The sequence below is a fragment of the Moraxella sp. genome, assembly GCF_024227015.1.
GTDB lineage: Bacteria > Pseudomonadota > Gammaproteobacteria > Pseudomonadales > Moraxellaceae > Moraxella.
Genome location: NZ_JAAELD010000088.1, coordinates 1 through 17695, shown reverse-complemented (window position 1 = coordinate 17695; position 17695 = coordinate 1). Strand labels below are relative to the sequence as shown.

General features: G+C 47.2%; 17 protein-coding genes. 4 read left to right on the top strand and 13 right to left on the bottom strand.

The genetic code is table 11. The features are described from left to right. Nucleotides 1-3: 3 nt before the first annotated feature. The 6 genes from GY683_RS01995 to GY683_RS01970 form a co-directional block, all read right to left on the bottom strand. Nucleotides 4-447 (bottom strand): multidrug resistance efflux transporter family protein, encoded by a 444-nt coding sequence (locus GY683_RS01995; RefSeq protein ID WP_297287159.1) that lies wholly within the window; start codon nt 445-447, stop codon nt 4-6. Beyond that, complete coding sequence (locus GY683_RS01990) at nt 422-964, bottom strand: multidrug resistance efflux transporter family protein (RefSeq protein WP_297287158.1); 543 nt, start codon at nt 962-964, stop codon at nt 422-424. The genes GY683_RS01995 and GY683_RS01990 overlap by 26 nt, the downstream gene beginning before the upstream one ends. A 7-nt stretch (nt 965-971) precedes the next feature. Next, nucleotides 972-1592: a guanylate kinase gene (gmk, locus tag GY683_RS01985; RefSeq protein WP_297287157.1), complete on the bottom strand. Its 621-nt coding sequence runs from the start codon at nt 1590-1592 to the stop codon at nt 972-974. A 76-nt stretch (nt 1593-1668) separates the two neighbouring features. Then, nucleotides 1669-2157 (bottom strand): protein disulfide oxidoreductase, encoded by a 489-nt coding sequence (locus GY683_RS01980; RefSeq protein ID WP_297287156.1) that lies wholly within the window; start codon nt 2155-2157, stop codon nt 1669-1671. Between the two features lie 51 nt (nt 2158-2208). Further along, the gene (locus GY683_RS01975; protein WP_297287155.1) at nt 2209-4431 is read right to left on the bottom strand and encodes an NADP-dependent isocitrate dehydrogenase; all 2223 of its coding nucleotides are present in this window, start codon (nt 4429-4431) and stop codon (nt 2209-2211) included. A gap of 227 nt (nt 4432-4658) precedes the next feature. Continuing rightward, a complete protein-coding gene (locus tag GY683_RS01970; RefSeq protein ID WP_297287154.1) occupies nt 4659-5546 on the bottom strand; it encodes a LysR family transcriptional regulator in 888 nt (295 codons plus the stop codon). A gap of 147 nt (nt 5547-5693) precedes the next feature. Between GY683_RS01970 and GY683_RS01965 the strand changes: the two genes are divergently transcribed. Further along, nucleotides 5694-6023 (top strand): hypothetical protein, encoded by a 330-nt coding sequence (locus GY683_RS01965; protein ID WP_297287153.1) that lies wholly within the window; start codon nt 5694-5696, stop codon nt 6021-6023. Between the two features lie 114 nt (nt 6024-6137). Here the strand turns inward: GY683_RS01965 and GY683_RS01960 are convergent, their stop codons facing one another. The 7 genes from GY683_RS01960 to GY683_RS01930 all read right to left on the bottom strand — a co-directional run bounded on the left by GY683_RS01960 (nt 6138) and on the right by GY683_RS01930 (nt 14714). Beyond that, nucleotides 6138-6581, bottom strand: a complete 444-nt coding sequence (locus GY683_RS01960; RefSeq protein WP_297287152.1) for a DUF2799 domain-containing protein — start codon at nt 6579-6581, stop codon at nt 6138-6140. 117 nt (nt 6582-6698) lie between these two features. Continuing rightward, nucleotides 6699-8084, bottom strand: coding sequence for an APC family permease (locus tag GY683_RS01955; RefSeq protein WP_297287151.1), 1386 nt, complete (start codon nt 8082-8084; stop codon nt 6699-6701). Between the two features lie 404 nt (nt 8085-8488). After that, nucleotides 8489-9265, bottom strand: a complete 777-nt coding sequence (locus GY683_RS01950) for a pteridine reductase (protein WP_297287150.1) — start codon at nt 9263-9265, stop codon at nt 8489-8491. Continuing rightward, a complete protein-coding gene (locus GY683_RS01945) occupies nt 9262-10431 on the bottom strand; it encodes a tRNA nucleotidyltransferase (RefSeq protein ID WP_297287149.1) in 1170 nt (389 codons plus the stop codon). The genes GY683_RS01950 and GY683_RS01945 overlap by 4 nt, the downstream gene beginning before the upstream one ends. Nucleotides 10432-10524: 93 nt before the next feature. Next, on the bottom strand, nt 10525-12858 hold the full coding sequence (locus tag GY683_RS01940; protein ID WP_297287148.1) for an NADP-dependent malic enzyme: 2334 nt from the start codon (nt 12856-12858) through the stop codon (nt 10525-10527). Nucleotides 12859-13134: 276 nt separating this feature from the next. After that, nucleotides 13135-14139 (bottom strand): porphobilinogen synthase, encoded by a 1005-nt coding sequence (hemB, locus tag GY683_RS01935; protein WP_297287147.1) that lies wholly within the window; start codon nt 14137-14139, stop codon nt 13135-13137. A 101-nt stretch (nt 14140-14240) separates the two neighbouring features. Beyond that, complete coding sequence (locus GY683_RS01930; RefSeq protein WP_297287146.1) at nt 14241-14714, bottom strand: hypothetical protein; 474 nt, start codon at nt 14712-14714, stop codon at nt 14241-14243. A gap of 373 nt (nt 14715-15087) precedes the next feature. Between GY683_RS01930 and ruvB the strand changes: the two genes are divergently transcribed. From ruvB to GY683_RS01915, 3 genes are all read left to right on the top strand, one after another. Beyond that, the gene (ruvB, locus tag GY683_RS01925; RefSeq protein WP_297287145.1) at nt 15088-16071 is read left to right on the top strand and encodes a Holliday junction branch migration DNA helicase RuvB; all 984 of its coding nucleotides are present in this window, start codon (nt 15088-15090) and stop codon (nt 16069-16071) included. Between the two features lie 95 nt (nt 16072-16166). Continuing rightward, nucleotides 16167-16649: a DUF3465 domain-containing protein gene (locus tag GY683_RS01920; protein WP_297287144.1), complete on the top strand. Its 483-nt coding sequence runs from the start codon at nt 16167-16169 to the stop codon at nt 16647-16649. Nucleotides 16650-16685: 36 nt separating this feature from the next. Further along, nucleotides 16686-17695, top strand: a 1010-nt coding sequence (locus GY683_RS01915) for a phospholipase A (protein ID WP_297287143.1), incomplete at its 3' end; no start/stop codon positions are given.

Genomic DNA, 17695 nt, shown 5'->3' with positions numbered 1-17695 from the left:
GAATTAAGCCTGTATCTTGGCAAAACCAAATAAACCCACCACAACCATCAACACCCCAATCATGCTGATGAGCGACGGTGCCGATGTCCCCAATAGAGCCATACCACCCAAGACGGCAAACAGCACTTCACTTGCTTGGGTGGCGTCGATGGCAGCGATCTGCGCGCTGGTTGTGGCTTTGGAACGCGCAAACAGAAAAATGCTCGTTGCGATCACACCTGCAAATAACGCCACCAAAAACGTATTAAACACTTGAGATGTGCTGGGAAAATCTGGCTGTATGAACAAGCCAAGCACGAGCCAAAGCGGCAGAGAACCTGTGGTCAGTAGCCATACTTTATTTAAGGCACTGCGCATGAGTGGTGATGTGATGTGTGGGATGGCTTGGGTCAATGCGTTATGATGAGTGGGCTTGGCAGTGCTATACCAGACTAGCTGATTGCCCACAGGGAAACAAAACCCTGCTATGAATGCAGGTAGTACCCATCAGTAATAAAGTACTTGTGCTGCCTGTGGCGTGATGTAGTCCTTCGCCAAGGTTGGTAATTAGCACACCTGTGAATATCAGCAGACTTGTGCCAATGATGCGCTTACTTAGACGCTCGCCAAATACAGCCAAGACAATCAAGCTTGCCACAGCGGTAAACTGAAAAGTCGCAGCGATGATCCAGCCGGGTGCGTGATCTGCACCAAAGCACAAAAACGCATAAAACCCACCAAAGCCAATACCGCCTGCCACACACCAGAATTTCCAGTGATCTGTAAACAGTGCAACAAGACCAACTAAGGTCTTAACGCCGTCTTTTAGGGCGATGAGCGCGCTTAATATGAACCACATAAAGATGTAGCGACCACTTGCCGACCAGAACCAATGACCGTTTTGGCTTGCCATTAGCTCGTTAAGTACAAACGTCGTACTAAAAAATAACCCTGCAAGCAGCCCAAGCAGCACCAAGCGAGCCATCGGGCGATCAGTCGCTTAGTAGAGATTCGATGAGTGCGTTTTGACGAGCTGCCTGCTGCGTTAAGGTTAGGCGCTGCGCCTTGATGATGGTCTGCAGATCACTCAATGCGGTGCTAAAGTCATCATTAATTACAACATAATCAAAGTGGTGGTAATTCTTCATCTCAGTGACCGCACCCGCCAGACGTGTCTGGATGACATCGCTGCTGTCCTGACCACGATTAGACAATCGGCTGCGCAGCGCGTCACGACTTGGTGGCAGAATGAAGATCATTACAGCTTGCGGGGATTTTTCTTTGACTTGTAATGCGCCTTGCCAGTCGATCTCTAAGATGACATCGATGCCTTGGTTAAGTAAGTCATCCACGGCTTGCTTGCTTGTGCCATAATAATTGCCAAAGACTTCAGCATATTCAAAAAAAGCACCTTTCGCGATCAGCTGCTCAAAAGCCGCTTTGTCAGTAAAATAATAATGCACGCCATCAGCCTCAGCAGGTCGTGGCTGTCTGGTGGTGTGCGAGATGCTAACTTTTAGGTTGTCCGTAGTGGCGAGTAGCTCTTTGACGAGGCTGGTTTTGCCGGTGCCTGATGCGGCGGTGATGATGAATAATGTGCCTTGTGCGCTCATGGGGTGCTCTTGATGAATACAGAATAAAAACGATTATTATAACATAAGCCTAAAAACCCGCCTAATGTTAATCTCATTAAAGGCGCGCCATCCAAAGCCTTAATTTTAACGACCAAAGTGGTGCGATGCCGGTAAAGCTTTGATGGATTTTACCATCTTTTAGGATGACGAACGATGGCGTTACTTTGCCTTGCCAATCCTGAAAAACCCGACCATCCAAGTCATTAATCACCATAAAATCAAGCTGATTTTTGGTGAGGTACTCCGCCAATTCTGTCGTGCTGTCCGATCGTGTGGCAACGGTGATCACAGGCGTACCATTCTCGTGTAATGTCTCGACATTCGGCGTGGTGATGCGACAGATCGAGCACCACGTACCCCAAAAATACACCAATACAGGTGCATCATGACTTTGGGCGACGGCATCAATGATCTGACCTTGATTGGTCTGATAGCGAAGCTCTGGCGTGTCGGGTAAGGTGGGTGCGCGCCAAAGATTCACCACCATATAGATGACGATGAAGATCATTAAATATTTTAATGTGCTTAAGGTGATGTTTTTCATAATACAGAAATAAAAATGCCACCTAAAAAGATGGCATTTTGTGAGGATGAATTAAAGTTGTGCAATGATTTGATTAAATGTTGCACTTGGGCGCATCGCTTGGGTAAGCACGTCACGATCGGCTGAGTAGTAGCCTTTGGTGTCAATGGCTTTGCCTTGAACGCTGTTCAGTTCGTTCACGATGGTTGCTTCATTTTCGGTCAATGCCTTGGCGATTGGTGCAAACTCAGCCGCCAACTGCGCATCGGTGTTCTGCGCTGCCAACTCTTGCGCCCAGTAAGTTGCTAGGTAGTAGTGGCTGCCACGGTTGTCAAGCTCGCCTGCTTTACGTTTTGGAGACTTGTCATTGAGTAGAAGCTTCTCTGTGGCAGCATCCAGTGCGTCAGCCAGTACTTGAGCTTTGGCGTTGCCGGTTTTTTGTGATAGGTGCTCAAGCGATACTGCCAATGCTAAGAATTCGCCTAGGCTGTCCCAGCGTAGATGGTTCTCTTCGTTGAACTGCTGAACGTGCTTAGGTGCAGAACCGCCCGCGCCAGTTTCGAACATGCCGCCGCCATTCATTAGCGGTACGATAGACAGCATCTTCGCTGAAGTGCCCAGCTCTAGGATTGGGAATAGGTCGGTCAGGTAGTCGCGCAGTACGTTACCAGTGACGCTGATGGTGTCTTGACCTGCTTTTAGGCGCTCTAGCGTGAAGCGAGTAGCATCAGCTGGCGCTAGAATACGGATGTCTAGACCTGCGGTGTCAAGCTCGGCCAGATATGCGTTTACTTTCTTAATTAGCTGAGCGTCGTGCGCACGGTTCTCATCCAGCCAGAACACAGCAGGGGTGTCAGACAGACGAGCGCGGTTCACAGCTAGTTGTACCCAGTCTTTGATCGGAGCGTCTTTGGTTTGGCAGGCGCGCCAGATGTCGCCAGCTTGTACGTCGTGACTTAGTAGAACGTTGCCAGTTTCATCGATCACTTCAACTTTACCGTCAGCAGGGATCTCGAAAGTCTTGTCGTGTGAGCCGTATTCTTCAGCTTTTTGAGCCATCAGACCAACGTTAGGCACAGTGCCCATGGTAACAGGGTCGAATGCACCGTGCTCTTTACAGAATGATACTACGGTCTCATATAGTGGCGCATAAGTGCTGTCAGGGATAACAATCTTGGCGTCTTGAAGTTCGCCATCACGGTTCCACATGCGACCTGAGGTGCGGATCATCGCAGGGATAGATGCATCAATAATAACATCACTTGGTACGTGTAGGTTGGTGATGCCTTTGTTAGAATCAACCATGGCGATGCTAGGACCTTCAAAGTAAGACTTGGCGATCAGCGTCTCAACATCGGTGCGAGTCTCGGTATCTAGCTTGTCTAGGTTGGCAAATAGGTTGCCCAGACCGTTGTTCACGTTCACGCCTGCTGCGCTTAGTTTGTCGCCGAATTTTTCGAAGACTGGAGCGAAGAATGCTTTAACCGCGTGACCAAAGATGATTGGGTCTGAGACTTTCATCATGGTAGCTTTCATGTGTAGACTAAACAGCACGCCTTTGTCTTTGGCGTCTTTGATTTCACGCTCTAGGAAGGCTACCAAGGCGTTCTTGTTCAGTACGGTCGCGTCGAATACTTCGCCTTCTAGTAGGGCAACAGGCTTACGAAGTTCGCTGCGGTTGCCAGCATTGTCGGTAAATACGATAGATGCGCTGCCCGCAGTCGGTGCGGTGAATGATTTTTCGTTATGGAAGAAATCATTGTCCGTCATCGTCGCTACGTGTGTCTTAGAGTCGGCAGTCCATGCGCCCATAGAGTGTGGGAATTTCTTAGCGAAGTTTTTAACGGCTTTAGGTGCGCGGCGGTCAGAGTTACCTTCACGAAGTACAGGGTTTACCGCAGAGCCTTTAACGCGGTCATAGCGTGCTTGGATTTCTTTTTCTTCGTCGGTGGTTGCTTCGGTTGGGTAGTTTGGCACGTTATAGCCATCGCCTTGTAGTTCTTTGATGGTGGCCAGTAGCTGTGGTACAGAAGCTGAGATGTTAGGTAGTTTGATGACGTTGGCATCAGGCTGTTTTACCAGTTCGCCAAGCTCAGCCAGTGCGTCAGCTTTGCGTTGTTCTTCGGTCAGATATTCTGGAAATTGTGACAAAATACGTGAGGCTAGAGAGATGTCGCTGGTTACAAATTCGATGTCAGCACTTTTAGTGAAGGCTTGTACGATAGGTAGTAGTGAATGGGTGGCTAGGGCAGGGGCTTCATCAGTATAAGTATAGATGATGGTGGATTTGCTCATAAAAACTCCGATGTTATTGTCTCATAAATAGGGTGAATGGTTGATGCGCCTAATGTCACACATCATTCAATCGCTGCAAGCGGATGACTTGCAGCTAAATCCATTTGTCGCGTGGCTATTATACCATCTTTGACGGATGCATAACTATATTGTTTGGATGATAAAACTGCTATTATCATTTATTTAAAAAATACTATCATTTAAATTGTCTATCATCATTCATTAGTTTAAGGTTTTTGAATGTTTTCTAGTAAGCTTAGAAAACCTTTCATATAAGCCAATTCCTGACTGTCGCTACGAATCGCTGCATACAGTTGGCAGTACACGCCAGCGCCCAGCGGACGGCTAACCACCCAGCCTTTTTTTTCATATTCGCTCGCCACCCAGTCAGGCAGTGCCGCCACACCACGTTCACTGGCGACCAACTGTATGAGCATGGCGGTAAGTTCGGTAGTGCGGATTTGCTTTGGCATGACACCGTTAGGCTCCAAGAACTTAGCGATGATGTCTAGACGTTTTTGTTCTACAGGATAAGCGATGAGCGTCTCATTGATGAGGTCGTCAGGTTCGATGGTGTTATGGCTGGCGAGCAGATGTGAAGGCGAGAGCACCAGGCGGCTTTCGTAAGTAAATAGTGGCTCGTACAGGATGCCTTCAATGGGCAGGTTGCTTGCGGTGATCAGTAGATCAATGTCGCCATCAATGAGCATCTGGTGCGGCTCAGGTTCAAACCCTGAAGTAAAGTCCAGCTCAACATCGCTGTATTCTTTACGATAAACATTTAAAATTGGCATCAGCCAATCAAAGCAGCTGTGGCATTCACTGGCAAGTCTTAATTGTCCTGCCTGACCGTGCGCCAGTCGTTTGATGTCGGATTTGGTGCGGGCGACCTGCGGTAGAATGCTGTCGGCCAGCTGCAGTAAGAGCTTGCCTGCAGGCGTGAAGCTGACAGGGCGCGTGCGACGATTCACCAAAGAGATGTTATAAAAGCTTTCAAGTTCTTTTAGCTGATGAGAGATGGCGGATGCGGTCAGATTCAGCTCATCGGCGGTGGTCGCCAGCGAGCCATGACGAGCCAGCGTAGAGAGCATCTGTAGGTGGCGGATTTCTAACATGATAATCTTAACCTAATGATTTAAAATTATTCAATATTTTAGCATAAGATTTAAAATTTTTTCATGTTAAAATGTTGTTGTTTGTGGGCATAAACCATTGTAAATTGCTCTTAAATTTTATTTAAAGATAATAGGGATGGGTGAATAATGAGCTGTTCAGATGAGACCTATAAGCACATTCTTGACGCTGGGCGTGGGTTTGGCGTTGCGCTTTATGCGTTGATTTTGTTTGTGCTTTGGTATTGTCGTCCAGAGCTTGAGATCTTTAACCTTGAAGGCATCTGGGCTGGGCTGCTACATGCGGTATGCTTGGCGGTATTTGGGATGGTATCAGGATATCTGACGAGGCGCTGGATTGCAACAAAATTAAAGCAAGATGTGGATTTGGTTGAAGTTAATCAAAGCGCAAAGCGACTGGGCTGGCTGATGCTGGCGATCGTGTTCGTGGGTATTGTTATTATGGCATTCAATGCTTAATATCAACTAGCTTGGTTGGGATTTAAGAATTTATAATTTTCCCATAAAGAGCAAGGTTGCAAAAATCATCTATAAACGAAAAACCCCAATGAATACCATTGGGGCTTGTGTGAATCAATAAAAATACCAAGGCAAAAACGGATAGCCGCCATAGTAGCCATACCCATAAGGGCGGTGAATGCGCTGACTCATCTCATATTGTTGAAGTCCCATCATGTTGGCATGGTGCAGCTCTTCTAGGTTGTGATCGCAGACACCGGTCAATTCATAGCCGCGTCTGCCCATCTCGTAGGCATTCGACTTCGTGCAGTAGCTTTGTAGGCCGATCTGACGACCTTCTTCCCAAGCTGCTCGGTTCGGGCTAATGCCAGCTGCTTGGCAGGTTTTTTGATGGCTTAGAATGCGTTGGGCGCTGTAGCCGTTTTGACCGTCTTTGATGCCGATAGTTTGCCAGTCTGCAGTTGCGCAGTCATTGACGTTGAGCTGTGGCTGTTTCGTGGCACAGCCTGTCATGGCGAGGGCTAGGACGAATGCAGATAGGAGTATTGGTTTTTTCATGATGTCACCTAAGGGTGGGATTATTTTATTATTATAATACGATTTTTAAGAAAAATTGTATGATTATTTTAACAAAAAACCCTGCCAACTTGACAGGGTTTTTGGATGTGAAACGCATTACACGTCTTCGCGGTATTGAGGTACTGGCTTTTTGAAGCCGCCTGTCTTGATGCTTAGCCAGATAAAGCCTAAGAATGCCCAGAAGATACCCACACCAAAGGTGATGCTATCCACTTCTAGCCACATCAAGAAGATGCTGATAAAGCCAAGTGTAGGTATGATGACGTAGTTAAAAATCTCTTTTGGGGTTTTGATGCGTTTATCCCGAATGGCATAGCGGAAGATTACCGACAGGTTCACAAAGCTAAATGCAGTCAACGCACCGAAGCTGATTAGGTTTACCACTGTCTCTAGGCTAATAAAGCCTGCGGTCAATGCCACGCCACCTGCGATCAGGATGTTGTTCACTGGAGTGAAGAATTTCGGGCTTAATTGGCCAAAAATCTTATTGCTGATCACGCCGTCACGACCCATCACATACATCAGACGAGATACGCCAGCATGAGCTGAGATACCAGACGCCATTACTGTGACAATTGCAAAGCCCAGTACGATCGCTTGGAATGCCGAACCACCCACAAGTAGCAAGATCTCTGCTTGAGTCTCATCCACCGCTTCAAAGTACAGTTCAGGGCTACTTGGTAGGTAAGCTTGCATGAAGTAGCCGCTGATGATAAATACCATACCTGCGATCAGCGTTGTTAGAATCATTGCTTTTGGCAGGGTGTTTTTAACGTCTTTGGTCTCTTCAGCAAGGCTAGAAATCGAGTCAAAGCCTGTGAACGAGAAGCATAGAATGGTCGCACCTGTGATCAACGCACCAACGCTGGTCATCTCATCCCAGAATGGCTTCAAGCTCCACAGCTCATAGATGTCTTCAGGGCGAGTGTTGGCAGCGTACTGTGCCATTTGTAGCTTGCTATAGATCAAATAGGTGAATACAGCAATAACCACCAACTGCACCGCTACGATCCAGCTGTTAAAGTAGGCAACGGTCTTTGAGCCAAAAATATTGACGATGGTCATCAGACCTGTCAGGCCAATTACCCAAACCCAATGGTTCACCGAGGGGAATAGAGCTTCAAGATATAGCACCGCCAAGATGATATTAACCATCGGCGAAAGCAGGTAGTCTAGCCAGCTCGACCAGCCGACCATAAAGCCCATTGATGGGTTGATTGCTTTTTGGGTGTAGGTATAGGCAGAGCCTGAGGATGGGTATGCCCGTATCATATGACCGTAGCTAATTGATGTCAGCAAAATGGCAATCAGGGCAAAGATATAGGACATGGGGACATGACCGCCACTGTCGCGAGATACCATACCAAAGGTATCAAGTAGTGTCATCGGCTGAATATAGGCAAGACCAATAATGATGACGTGCCATAGACCAAGATTACGCTGCAACTTGGCAGCATTAGCAGGAACAGGTGAAATACTCAACGTATTATCCTCCAAAAGCGTGCGTAAACGCAAAAAAGAGAAAAGGCGTTGGGGTGCGTAATACTGTTTCAAACGTGCTAATGACAGATCGGGATAATCTGATTTGGGCGTGTTTGAGATTTGATTAAGCTATCAACTCCAAGAATTTTTTACAAAATAAAACCCAAAAACGCCGATGTGGCAGATTTGGGATTTTTCAGATGAAAAATAGAAGCGCATTGTACCGTAAAAAAATAGCATTGTCAGCTATTTTTGATAAAAACAAGCCACATTTGGCAACAATTTTGTAACTTGAGCGGGAAATTGGTGGATTTTAAATCCTTGTTATTGCAAGGGTTTTGTATTTGGGCGGTTGTCATCGCATTAATGATTGCCAAAATATGTCAGCAAAACATACAAGAATGTCATCCACCTTTTAGGGTGAGGCTGCGCCCGCCATCAATGGCAAGCACTTGACCTGTAATATAATCGGCACCTGCCAAGAACGCCACGGCATTTGCGATGTCTTGAGGTGTGCCGATTTTACCGAGTGGCACAGAGTCGGTTAGGGCTTGTTTTGTGCTGTCGTTTAATTCGCTGTTTTGATTATCATCAGGAAAGATGTTCACGCCTGGCGATACGCCATTGATGCGAATGTTGGGCGCAAGCTCAAGCGCAAGGCTTTGCACCATCATGTGGTGGGCAGCCTTTGCCATGTTATAAATCGGGTAGCCGACAAAGGGCTTATCGCGCGCATGAATGTCCAGCAGGCTGATGATGGCGCCGTGTTGCTTGGCAAGCTCATCTTTAAAAGCCACACTCAAAAAAAGTGGCGCTTTGGCGTTAGTCAAGAACAAATCATCCCAGTGTGTCTGCCAATTTGCATGATCGTCATTCAGCGAGGTCGAATAGAAGCTAGACGCGTTATGTACCAATAGATCTAACTGTCCAAACAGTGACATGACATCGTTGGTGAATTGATTTAGTAGGGCGCTGTCATTAATGATGCTAAGGTTGGCCTGGATGGTGTTGGCAGAATTTAGGCGAATGGCATTTAACTCATCGCGAAGTGCCTTGGCAGCATCTTGACTGTGATTGTGATGAATGATGACATCATAGCCCTGTGTGTGCAATGCCTGAGTGATCGCATGCCCGATACGCTTGGCACCACCTGTGACTAGGGCGACTTTAGATGAATTCATGAGTGCTTCCTTGTCGTATCTTCTAAATACCGATCTAAATAATCTGCGAGCTGGATTTTTCTTAAGCGTGTCAGCTCATCACCGATTGCCTTGCCTTTTAGGTTGGGATTGACGTCATTAATGCCAATTTTATTGTAGATTTTGATGGCGTTTATCATGAATTCCATTGATATGTTAATCTTGTGTAGTGCATTTACCACCTGCATCAATAGGCGTATCGTTTCATCGTCTTTGTGCGCGCGTGTCTGTTCGATCAAAGACAGCAGAGTATCTGCATCCACATTTGGCAGCTTTAGAATGTTGTCATAATGCGTGATGAACGCCTTGGCAAAGTTCTTGATGTGATTGGGCGTCATCAGGCGATTGGTGGTGTGTTGTAGCTTGTCCAAAGCATCAGGATCATCTAAAAATACCGACATGAGTAAGGCGAATTTGATGGTCAAGGGTGCATCTGGACAGCGTTTTAACGCATTAAATGCAGATTCTCGTCGCACTTTGTCTTGTAGGCTGTCAGACAGCTCTGGCAAGATGTGTTTTAAAATAGCAAGCTCTAATAGCAGCTTAAAATACGCGTATCCGTGCTTCTCACCCAGGGCTCGCGCCGATTCGCTCCAAATGCGTTCGCGACTTAGATGGTTGAGCTCGCCGTCTCTAGCGATGCTTTGCATTAGTGTAGCGGTCTCATCTGCCACCACAAAGCCCATGTCATAAAACCGCGCATAAAACCGCGCTACCCTAAGCACCCTAAGCGGATCTTCACTAAAGGCAGGCGAGACGTGGCGCAATACTTTTTTATCAAGATCATCTTGACCATCATAAGGATCGACGATCTGCCCTGTCAATGTGTCATCAAAAAGCGAGCGCACAGGCATCGCCATCGCATTGATGGTAAGGTCGCGGCGCATGAGGTCGTCTTCTAGACTGACGTTATTCGTGCTTACGCTAAAGCCTTGATAGCCGTGTCCGCTTTTTCTTTCGGTGCGGGCTAGGGCATATTCAGCGTGTGTGATGGGGTGTAAGAATACAGGAAAATCCGCGCCCACCTGCTCAAAGCCTTGTGCCAGCATCTGCTCTACCGAACCACCCACAACCATAAAATCCTTGTCTTTAATGGGGAGGTTTAACAGGGTATCGCGCACCGCACCGCCTACCAGATAAATTTGCATCGATGAATCACCATTGAAATTTGTTTGATTGTACTGTTTTTTTGACATAAAAAAAAGACCCTGCGTGGCAAGGTCTTTTGTCTATGAGATTGCTTAAGCTTGCATTTCTTGAACATCGTTCACAGTCAGCGCCGTCATGTTGACGATACGACGTGCGGTAGCTGATGGGGTAAGAATGTGTACAGGCTTGTCTGCGCCCAGTAGAATCGGACCTAGTGCGGCCGAGCCTGTAGCAGTTTTTAGAAGGTTGAAAGCGATGTTAGCAGCATCTAGCGTCGGTAGGATCAGCAGGTTCGCTGAGCCTTGAAGTGAGCTAAATGGATAGCTTTGCTTGCGCATGCGCTCATCTAGTGCGATGTCACCGTGCATTTCACCATCAAATTCAAAATCAACATTCATCTGAGTTAGGATGTCGTGAACCTTGCGCATCTTCACAGCAGATTCGCGGTCTGACGTGCCGAAGTTTGAGTGTGACAGTAGGGCAACTTTTGGTGTGATGCCAAAGCGACGCACGCTCTTGGCTGCCAAGATGGTCATCTCAGCCAACTCCTCAGCGGTTGGGTCGTCATTGATGTAGGTATCGGCGATGAATAGGTTGCGGTTTTGCATCAATACGGCGCTCATCGCGTAGAAGTTGCTGACACCTTCTTTTTTGCCAATGACTTGGTTTAGGTATTTTAGATGTAGGTGATAGAAACCAAACGTACCACAGATCAGACCGTCAGCGTCGCCAAGCTCTACCATCAATGATGCGATCAATGTCGTCTTACGACGCACATCACGGCGAGCCAATTCTAGGCTGACACCGTTACGTTGGTTGGTGGTATAGTGATGCTGGCTGTATTCTTCGTAGCGTGGGTTGTTGTTTGGGTCGATGATGGTGATGTTCTCACCGTCGATCAGGCGCAGACCAAGTGCGTTGATTTCTTGCTTAATAACATCAGGGCGACCAACAAGAATTGGCGTAGCGATCTTCTCATCGACCACAACTTGCACAGCGCGCAGTACGTTGATGTCTTCGCCTTCTGCGTACACGATGCGTTTTGGATTGCGTTTGGCCTTGTTGAATACAGGCTTCATCGCAAGAGCGGTGTTGTAGACGAATTCAGATAGCGTCTGACGATACGCATCGAAATCTTCGATAGGCAATGTCGCAACGCCTGTGTCCATCGCCGCTTTTGCAACGGCAGGAGCAATCTCTAGGATTAGGTTTGGCTCTAGCGGGCCAGGGATTAGATACTCACGACCGAATGATTTGGCAGATTTGCCATCATCTTCTAGCTCGGTAGATTCTGTGTGTGCCATGGCTGCGATGGCGTGCACGCAGGCAAGTTTCATCTCTTCGTTCACGACCGTTGCACCCACATCCAGCGCACCACGGAAGATGTACGGGAAGCAAAGCGCGTTATTTACTTGGTTTGGATAATCTGAACGACCTGTCGCCATGATCACGTCCGAACGTACGGCGTGGGCAAGCTCTGGCATGATCTCTGGGGTTGGGTTGGCCAGGGCGAAGATGATCGGATCTCGGGCCATCGAACGCACCATGTCTTGAGAGACGACGCCAGGACCTGACAGGCCTAAGAATACGTCCGCATTTACCATGACTTCTGCCAAGGTGATCTTGTCTGTGTCGCGTGCGTAGCGTTGTTTTGACTCGTCTAGGTTCTCGCGGCTGGTGGTGATGACGCCTTTTGAATCTAGTACGTAGATGTTTTCTTTACGAACGCCCAGTGCTACCGCCAGATCAAGACATGAGATCGCTGCTGCGCCTGCGCCTGAGCAGACCAGCGTGATGTCGCTGATGTTTTTGCCGTTTAATTTTAGGGCGTTAAGCAGAGCGGCTGCCGAGATAATCGCTGTGCCATGTTGGTCGTCATGGAACACAGGGATGTTCATGCGGCTACGAAGTTCACGCTCAATTTTAAAGCACTCTGGTGCTTTGATGTCTTCTAGGTTAATACCGCCAAAAGTCGGCTCTAAGCTTGCAACGGTTTCGATGAATTTGTCTGGGTCGTTTTCGTTGATTTCGATGTCGAATACATCAATGCCTGCAAATTTCTTAAACAGTACACCTTTACCTTCCATCACAGGTTTTGATGCCAGTGCGCCAATGTTGCCCAGACCGAGTACGGCGGTACCATTGGTGATGACGCCAACTAGGTTGGAGCGAGCGGTGTATTTGGCGGCAAGTTTTGGGTCTTTTTCGATTTCAAGACATGGTACAGCAACGCCGGGAGAGTAGGCTAGAGCCAAGTCGCGTTGGTTGGCGATTTGTTTGGTTGGGGTGACAGAGATCTTACCTGGGCGAGGGTGTTCGTGATAATGCAGGGCGTTTTGTTCGAATTGTAAACGCTGAGCATCAATGTCAGATTGAAATGCGGTATCTTGTGTTTTGTCCTGATTTGAGACATTTTGTTGGGACATGGAATTTTCCTGATTTTTTGTGAAATTAACGGGTTTATTCTAGCATGATTTTTGGGGTGGTGCTAGGTCTGATTGATGAGTGTTTTTTGTTAATTAATGAGAAAAAAGTTAAGAGTTGAATGATAAAAACCACTCATCTGGCGTGGTTTTTTAGAATAAATTATTAATGCCTGTAAAGTCAGATGACAGTTTTTGTCTTTATTGGATCGTATGAATAGATAAATGGGTGTGAATAATCACACCTACATTCTAGCCCGTTAACAGAACCTTAAAAACTTATTCATTCATCATACGACTTGCCTTTAGGGCGAAGTAGGTCAAGATACCATCGCAGCCTGCACGTCTAAAGCCAATCAGGCTCTCTAGGATAACTGCATCAGTGAGCCAGCCGTTTTGGATTGCGGCCATGTGCATGGCGTATTCGCCAGAGACTTGATAGGCGAATGTGGGCACACCAAATTGATCCTTGACTTCGCGCGCCACATCTAGGTAGGGCTGACCGGGTTTTACCATGACCATGTCCGCGCCTTCACTGATGTCAAGGGCGACTTCATGCAGGGCTTCGGCAAGATTGGCGGGGTTCATTTGATATTGTTTTTTATGCCCTTTTAGATTGCCCGATGAGCCGACTGCATCGCGAAATGGTCCGTAGTAGGCGGATGCGTATTTGGCAGAATATGCCATGATGGCAGTATTGACAAAGCCGTCAAGCTCCAGCGCCTCACGCATCGCACGAATGCGACCATCCATCATGTCAGAAGGAGAGATGACATCAGCGCCAGCGCGTGCGTGAGCCAACGTCTGCTTAACCAAAGTCTCGATGGTGATGTCATTCATGACGTAGCCAGTCTCGTCAATGATGCCATCTTGCCCGTGGGTGGTGTAAGGATCGAGCGCCACATCGGTCATGACGATCATATCAGGGCAGGTGTCCTTAATCTCGCGAACGGCGCGCACAGCAAGCGTGTCTGAGTGATAGGCGTTTTCGCCATTGGGGCTTTTTAATGCAGGGTCAATCACAGGGAAAATATCCACCATGCGCACGCCTTCGCTATATAGCTGTTTGACGTAATCTATGGTCAGATCAATCGACAATCGTTCAACATCAGGCATGCTCTTGATGCTTTGGCGTTCGTTCTTACCTTCGATCACGAACAGCGGCGCAATGAGATGGTAAGGCTTTAGATGCGTCTCAGCGACCATGTCTCGAATACCATCGGACACGCGCAGGCGTCTCATGCGAGTTAGGGGAAATTGACGATTAAAAGTGTGATTTGACATGATGATTCTCGGTCTTGTTATGTGATTATTTTATGCTTATCTTAACAAAATTTTGACAAATAAAAAAGCCGACTTTGAGACGGCTTCTTATAATAATAGGTTTAAAATTCAACTTCAGCGAACTGTAGACATAATTTGCGATTTTGAGCTTTTGGATAGCTTGCCGTCCATGCGCGCACGCTATTTAGGGCGTTACGATAGTTACGCTGTGAATGCATCCGTCGCAGCGTGTCATTTGGGCTGGCGGATGTCAGGATGAATGAGCGTAATTGTTGATTGTAAGCGCGGGTAAATGCAACGCGCTGATTGGCGGTCAGCATGGGCGGACAGATCTCAGACAACACCTGCACCAAAGCAAGCTCATACTGTGTCACCGCCAAATCTGGCTCAGATGACTGATAAGACGTGCCGTGAGTCGCCATGAAGCGTGGGTTGGCGTGGGCAAAATTCATCATGCTCGCCAAGATAACCATCAAACAGATGATTGACTTCACGTTAAGATGAGTGCGAACAATGCCGAATGAGTGCGCGATGAATGGCGATGACAAGGCGTTTGAGACTTTAGTGATGACCATGCAAAATATACGCTAAATTTAAGTTGCGTATATAATAAATCTTTACACCAAAAAAGTCATATAAAATCCTTGGTGAAAGTGTTGTGTTATTGTTTATTTCCTCAAAAATTAGCAACACGAGTGTAAATTTGGTAATATTAATTTTAATCATTTATTCATAAATCATTGAAAGTTATGATTATTTTGTGATTTAAAATAATCACCATGGCGATAATCTGTCTTATACATTAACGGATGATTACAAGTTGATAGATTTGGCTTTATCTATAAGGTGCAGCGCGGGCAGTGCCTTACCAAGAATGGTGGCGACAAATAACCAAAAATCCTTTATACTATTTGCTATTTTTAGAGTATTTTGAGAACAAGAATCACAATGAGTCAGAACCGTCTAATCGACCCCAATCCAAAAAAAGACGACGTATTAGATCGTGCAATACGCCCTGCAACTTTGTCTGATTATATCGGACAGCCTAAGGTTCGTGAGCAGATGGAGGTCTTTATTACGGCGGCCAGACAGCGCCAAGAAGCCCTTGATCATACGCTTATTTTTGGACCGCCAGGGCTTGGCAAGACAACGCTTGCCAACATCATCGCGCGTGAAATGGGTGGTAATCTGCGCTCGACATCAGGCCCCGTGCTTGAGCGGGCTGGAGATCTGGCGGCGATGCTGACCAATCTTGAAGAAGGTGATGTATTATTCATTGACGAGATTCATCGTCTAAGTCCTGTCATCGAAGAGATATTGTACCCTGCGATGGAAGATTATCAGCTTGATATCATGATTGGCGAAGGCCCTGCCGCGCGTTCGATTAAGCTTGATTTACCGCCTTTTACTCTGGTGGCGGCGACCACACGTGCAGGGCTATTAACCGCGCCTTTACGAGATCGATTTGGCATCGTGCAGCGACTCGAATTTTATAATGTGGCGGATTTGACGACCATTGTTGAGCGTGCGGCGAGACTGATGGATATTGCCATGGATAAAGGCGGGGCGATCGAGGTGGCTCGCCGAAGCCGTGGTACGCCACGTATCGCCAATCGCCTGCTGCGTCGTGTGCGCGACTATGCTGAAGTGAAGGGTGATGGCGTGGTGACCGAGCACATGGCAAGCTCAGCGTTAGATATGCTGTCAGTGGATAAGCAGGGGCTTGATCATCTTGATAGACGCTATTTGCTCATGCTAAAAGATCGCTTCGATGGCAGACCTGCGGGCGTGGAGGCGATTGCTGCGGCGATGGCAGAAGACAGAGGGACGCTAGAAGATGTTATCGAGCCTTATTTGATTCAGCAAGGCTACATTCAGCGCACACCAAAAGGGCGAATCTTATTAGATAAAGCACTGTCAATCGACATTTAAATGTAGTGATTTGTTAAAAATCTTTAAGATTTGATATAAAACTGATAAAAATTAAGCTAAAATATACCCATTTTATCAAAAATGATGACATACTTATGAAGGTAATGGCTAAGGTGTTGTCTGTATTCGTCCTAGGCGCACTGGCGCTGACAGGCTGCGAATTAGATAAGCCCATCCAAAAGCAACATGTCGCTGAGCCAATTTCCACCAAGGCTCGGCAATCATCCGCACACCAGTTTTGCAATAACCAACCGATTCTTGACAGCTACCATCAGCAGCGTTCAGACGTCCAAGTGCGAGGCTGTGGTCGTGTGACGGCGATATTGCCTGATGACAACAAAGGCTCACGCCATCAAAAATTCATCGTCCGTCTAGAAGACAGCAAACACAAGGTGTTGATTGCGCATAACATTGACCTTGCGCCACGGGTGGCGAAACTCAAAAAAGGCGATGACGTAGGTTTTTATGGCGAATATGAATACACCGACAAAGGCGGTGTGGTGCATTGGACGCATCATGATCCAGCGGGTCGTCATCAAGGTGGCTATATCGAACATCAAGGTGAGCGCTTTGAGTGAGCGCAATCAAAGATTTTTTAGAAACTAGGTATCATTATGAATGCTCATATCTTTACAAAAACAGCGCTCGCAGCGACGTTATTGATCACGATGAATGCCATCGCCAACGATGGTGTTGAAGCTCCACTGCCTGCCACATCTGAGACAGCGGCGGAGGTTATTGATGTTACGACTGACGCGATTGAGGCACCGATTAAGAGTCGTGTTGAGGGTGAGTCATTGTTTTATGAGTGTGCGGCGGTGGTTAGTGATGCGGCACGTTTGGCGTGTTTTGATTCGATCGCCAAAGGCAACAAGCCTGCTGTACTTCAACAAAAACAACCAATTGCATTGGGTGAGACCATTCGTAGCATTACTGGTAAGCGCCAAGTGGTGTTCGCTGAACCATCCGCTCAAGATGCCATTGAACACACCGCTGATAACAATGCCAATGTAGCAATCAATGAAGCTGAAGTGCAGCGTCTGGCCAGCAGCTATACACCGCTGTCTTTAAGCTATGATTTGGACAAGAACAGCGAGGCAGGGCTGTGGCGCGTACGCCCACATAACCCTGTTTATATCTTGCCGATGTATTTTCACGGCAAGCCAAACCGCCATCCTAGCACGCCAAATCAAGAAACCGTGAACTACACACCAAATGATCAGCGTGCGCCAGAGCTAAAATTCCAAGTGTCATTAAAATCAAAAATGATGGATGATGTCTTTGGAACGAATGCAGACCTATGGTTTGGCTATACCCACATGGCGCATTGGCAGATTTATAATGAGGATAACTCTCGCCCATTCCGTGCTCATGATTATGAACCAGAAGTATTTGTCACTCAGCCTGTGTCGGCGGATTTACCATTTGGCGGTCGTCTAAGAATGCTTGGCGGTGGCTTGGTGCATCACTCTAATGGCGAAGGGGAGCGGTTGTCACGTTCATGGAATCGTGCCTACATGATGGCAGGCATGGAATGGGGTAAGCTGACTGTCATGCCGCGTCTATGGGGTCGTATCCTAAAAGAGGGTAATGACGTACAGCCTGATGACAACCCAGACATTCT

Excerpts from the sequence above, each read along its gene's own strand:
- GY683_RS01945 (WP_297287149.1), bottom strand. The coding sequence starts at position 10,431 with ATGCAAATTTATCTGGTAGGCGGTGCGGTGCGCGATACCCTGTTAAAC.
- ruvB (WP_297287145.1), top strand. The coding sequence starts at position 15,088 with ATGAGTCAGAACCGTCTAATCGACCCCAATCCAAAAAAAGACGACGTA.
- GY683_RS01940 (WP_297287148.1), bottom strand. The coding sequence starts at position 12,858 with ATGTCCCAACAAAATGTCTCAAATCAGGACAAAACACAAGATACCGCA.
- GY683_RS01975 (WP_297287155.1), bottom strand. The coding sequence starts at position 4,431 with ATGAGCAAATCCACCATCATCTATACTTATACTGATGAAGCCCCTGCC.
- gmk (WP_297287157.1), bottom strand. The coding sequence starts at position 1,592 with ATGAGCGCACAAGGCACATTATTCATCATCACCGCCGCATCAGGCACC.
- GY683_RS01960 (WP_297287152.1), bottom strand. The coding sequence starts at position 6,581 with ATGAAAAAACCAATACTCCTATCTGCATTCGTCCTAGCCCTCGCCATG.
- GY683_RS01950 (WP_297287150.1), bottom strand. The coding sequence starts at position 9,265 with ATGAATTCATCTAAAGTCGCCCTAGTCACAGGTGGTGCCAAGCGTATC.
- GY683_RS01980 (WP_297287156.1), bottom strand. The coding sequence starts at position 2,157 with ATGAAAAACATCACCTTAAGCACATTAAAATATTTAATGATCTTCATC.
- hemB (WP_297287147.1), bottom strand. The coding sequence starts at position 14,139 with ATGTCAAATCACACTTTTAATCGTCAATTTCCCCTAACTCGCATGAGA.
- GY683_RS01930 (WP_297287146.1), bottom strand. The coding sequence starts at position 14,714 with ATGGTCATCACTAAAGTCTCAAACGCCTTGTCATCGCCATTCATCGCG.
- GY683_RS01970 (WP_297287154.1), bottom strand. The coding sequence starts at position 5,546 with ATGTTAGAAATCCGCCACCTACAGATGCTCTCTACGCTGGCTCGTCAT.
- GY683_RS01990 (WP_297287158.1), bottom strand. The coding sequence starts at position 964 with ATGGCTCGCTTGGTGCTGCTTGGGCTGCTTGCAGGGTTATTTTTTAGT.
- GY683_RS01965 (WP_297287153.1), top strand. The coding sequence starts at position 5,694 with ATGAGCTGTTCAGATGAGACCTATAAGCACATTCTTGACGCTGGGCGT.
- GY683_RS01920 (WP_297287144.1), top strand. The coding sequence starts at position 16,167 with ATGAAGGTAATGGCTAAGGTGTTGTCTGTATTCGTCCTAGGCGCACTG.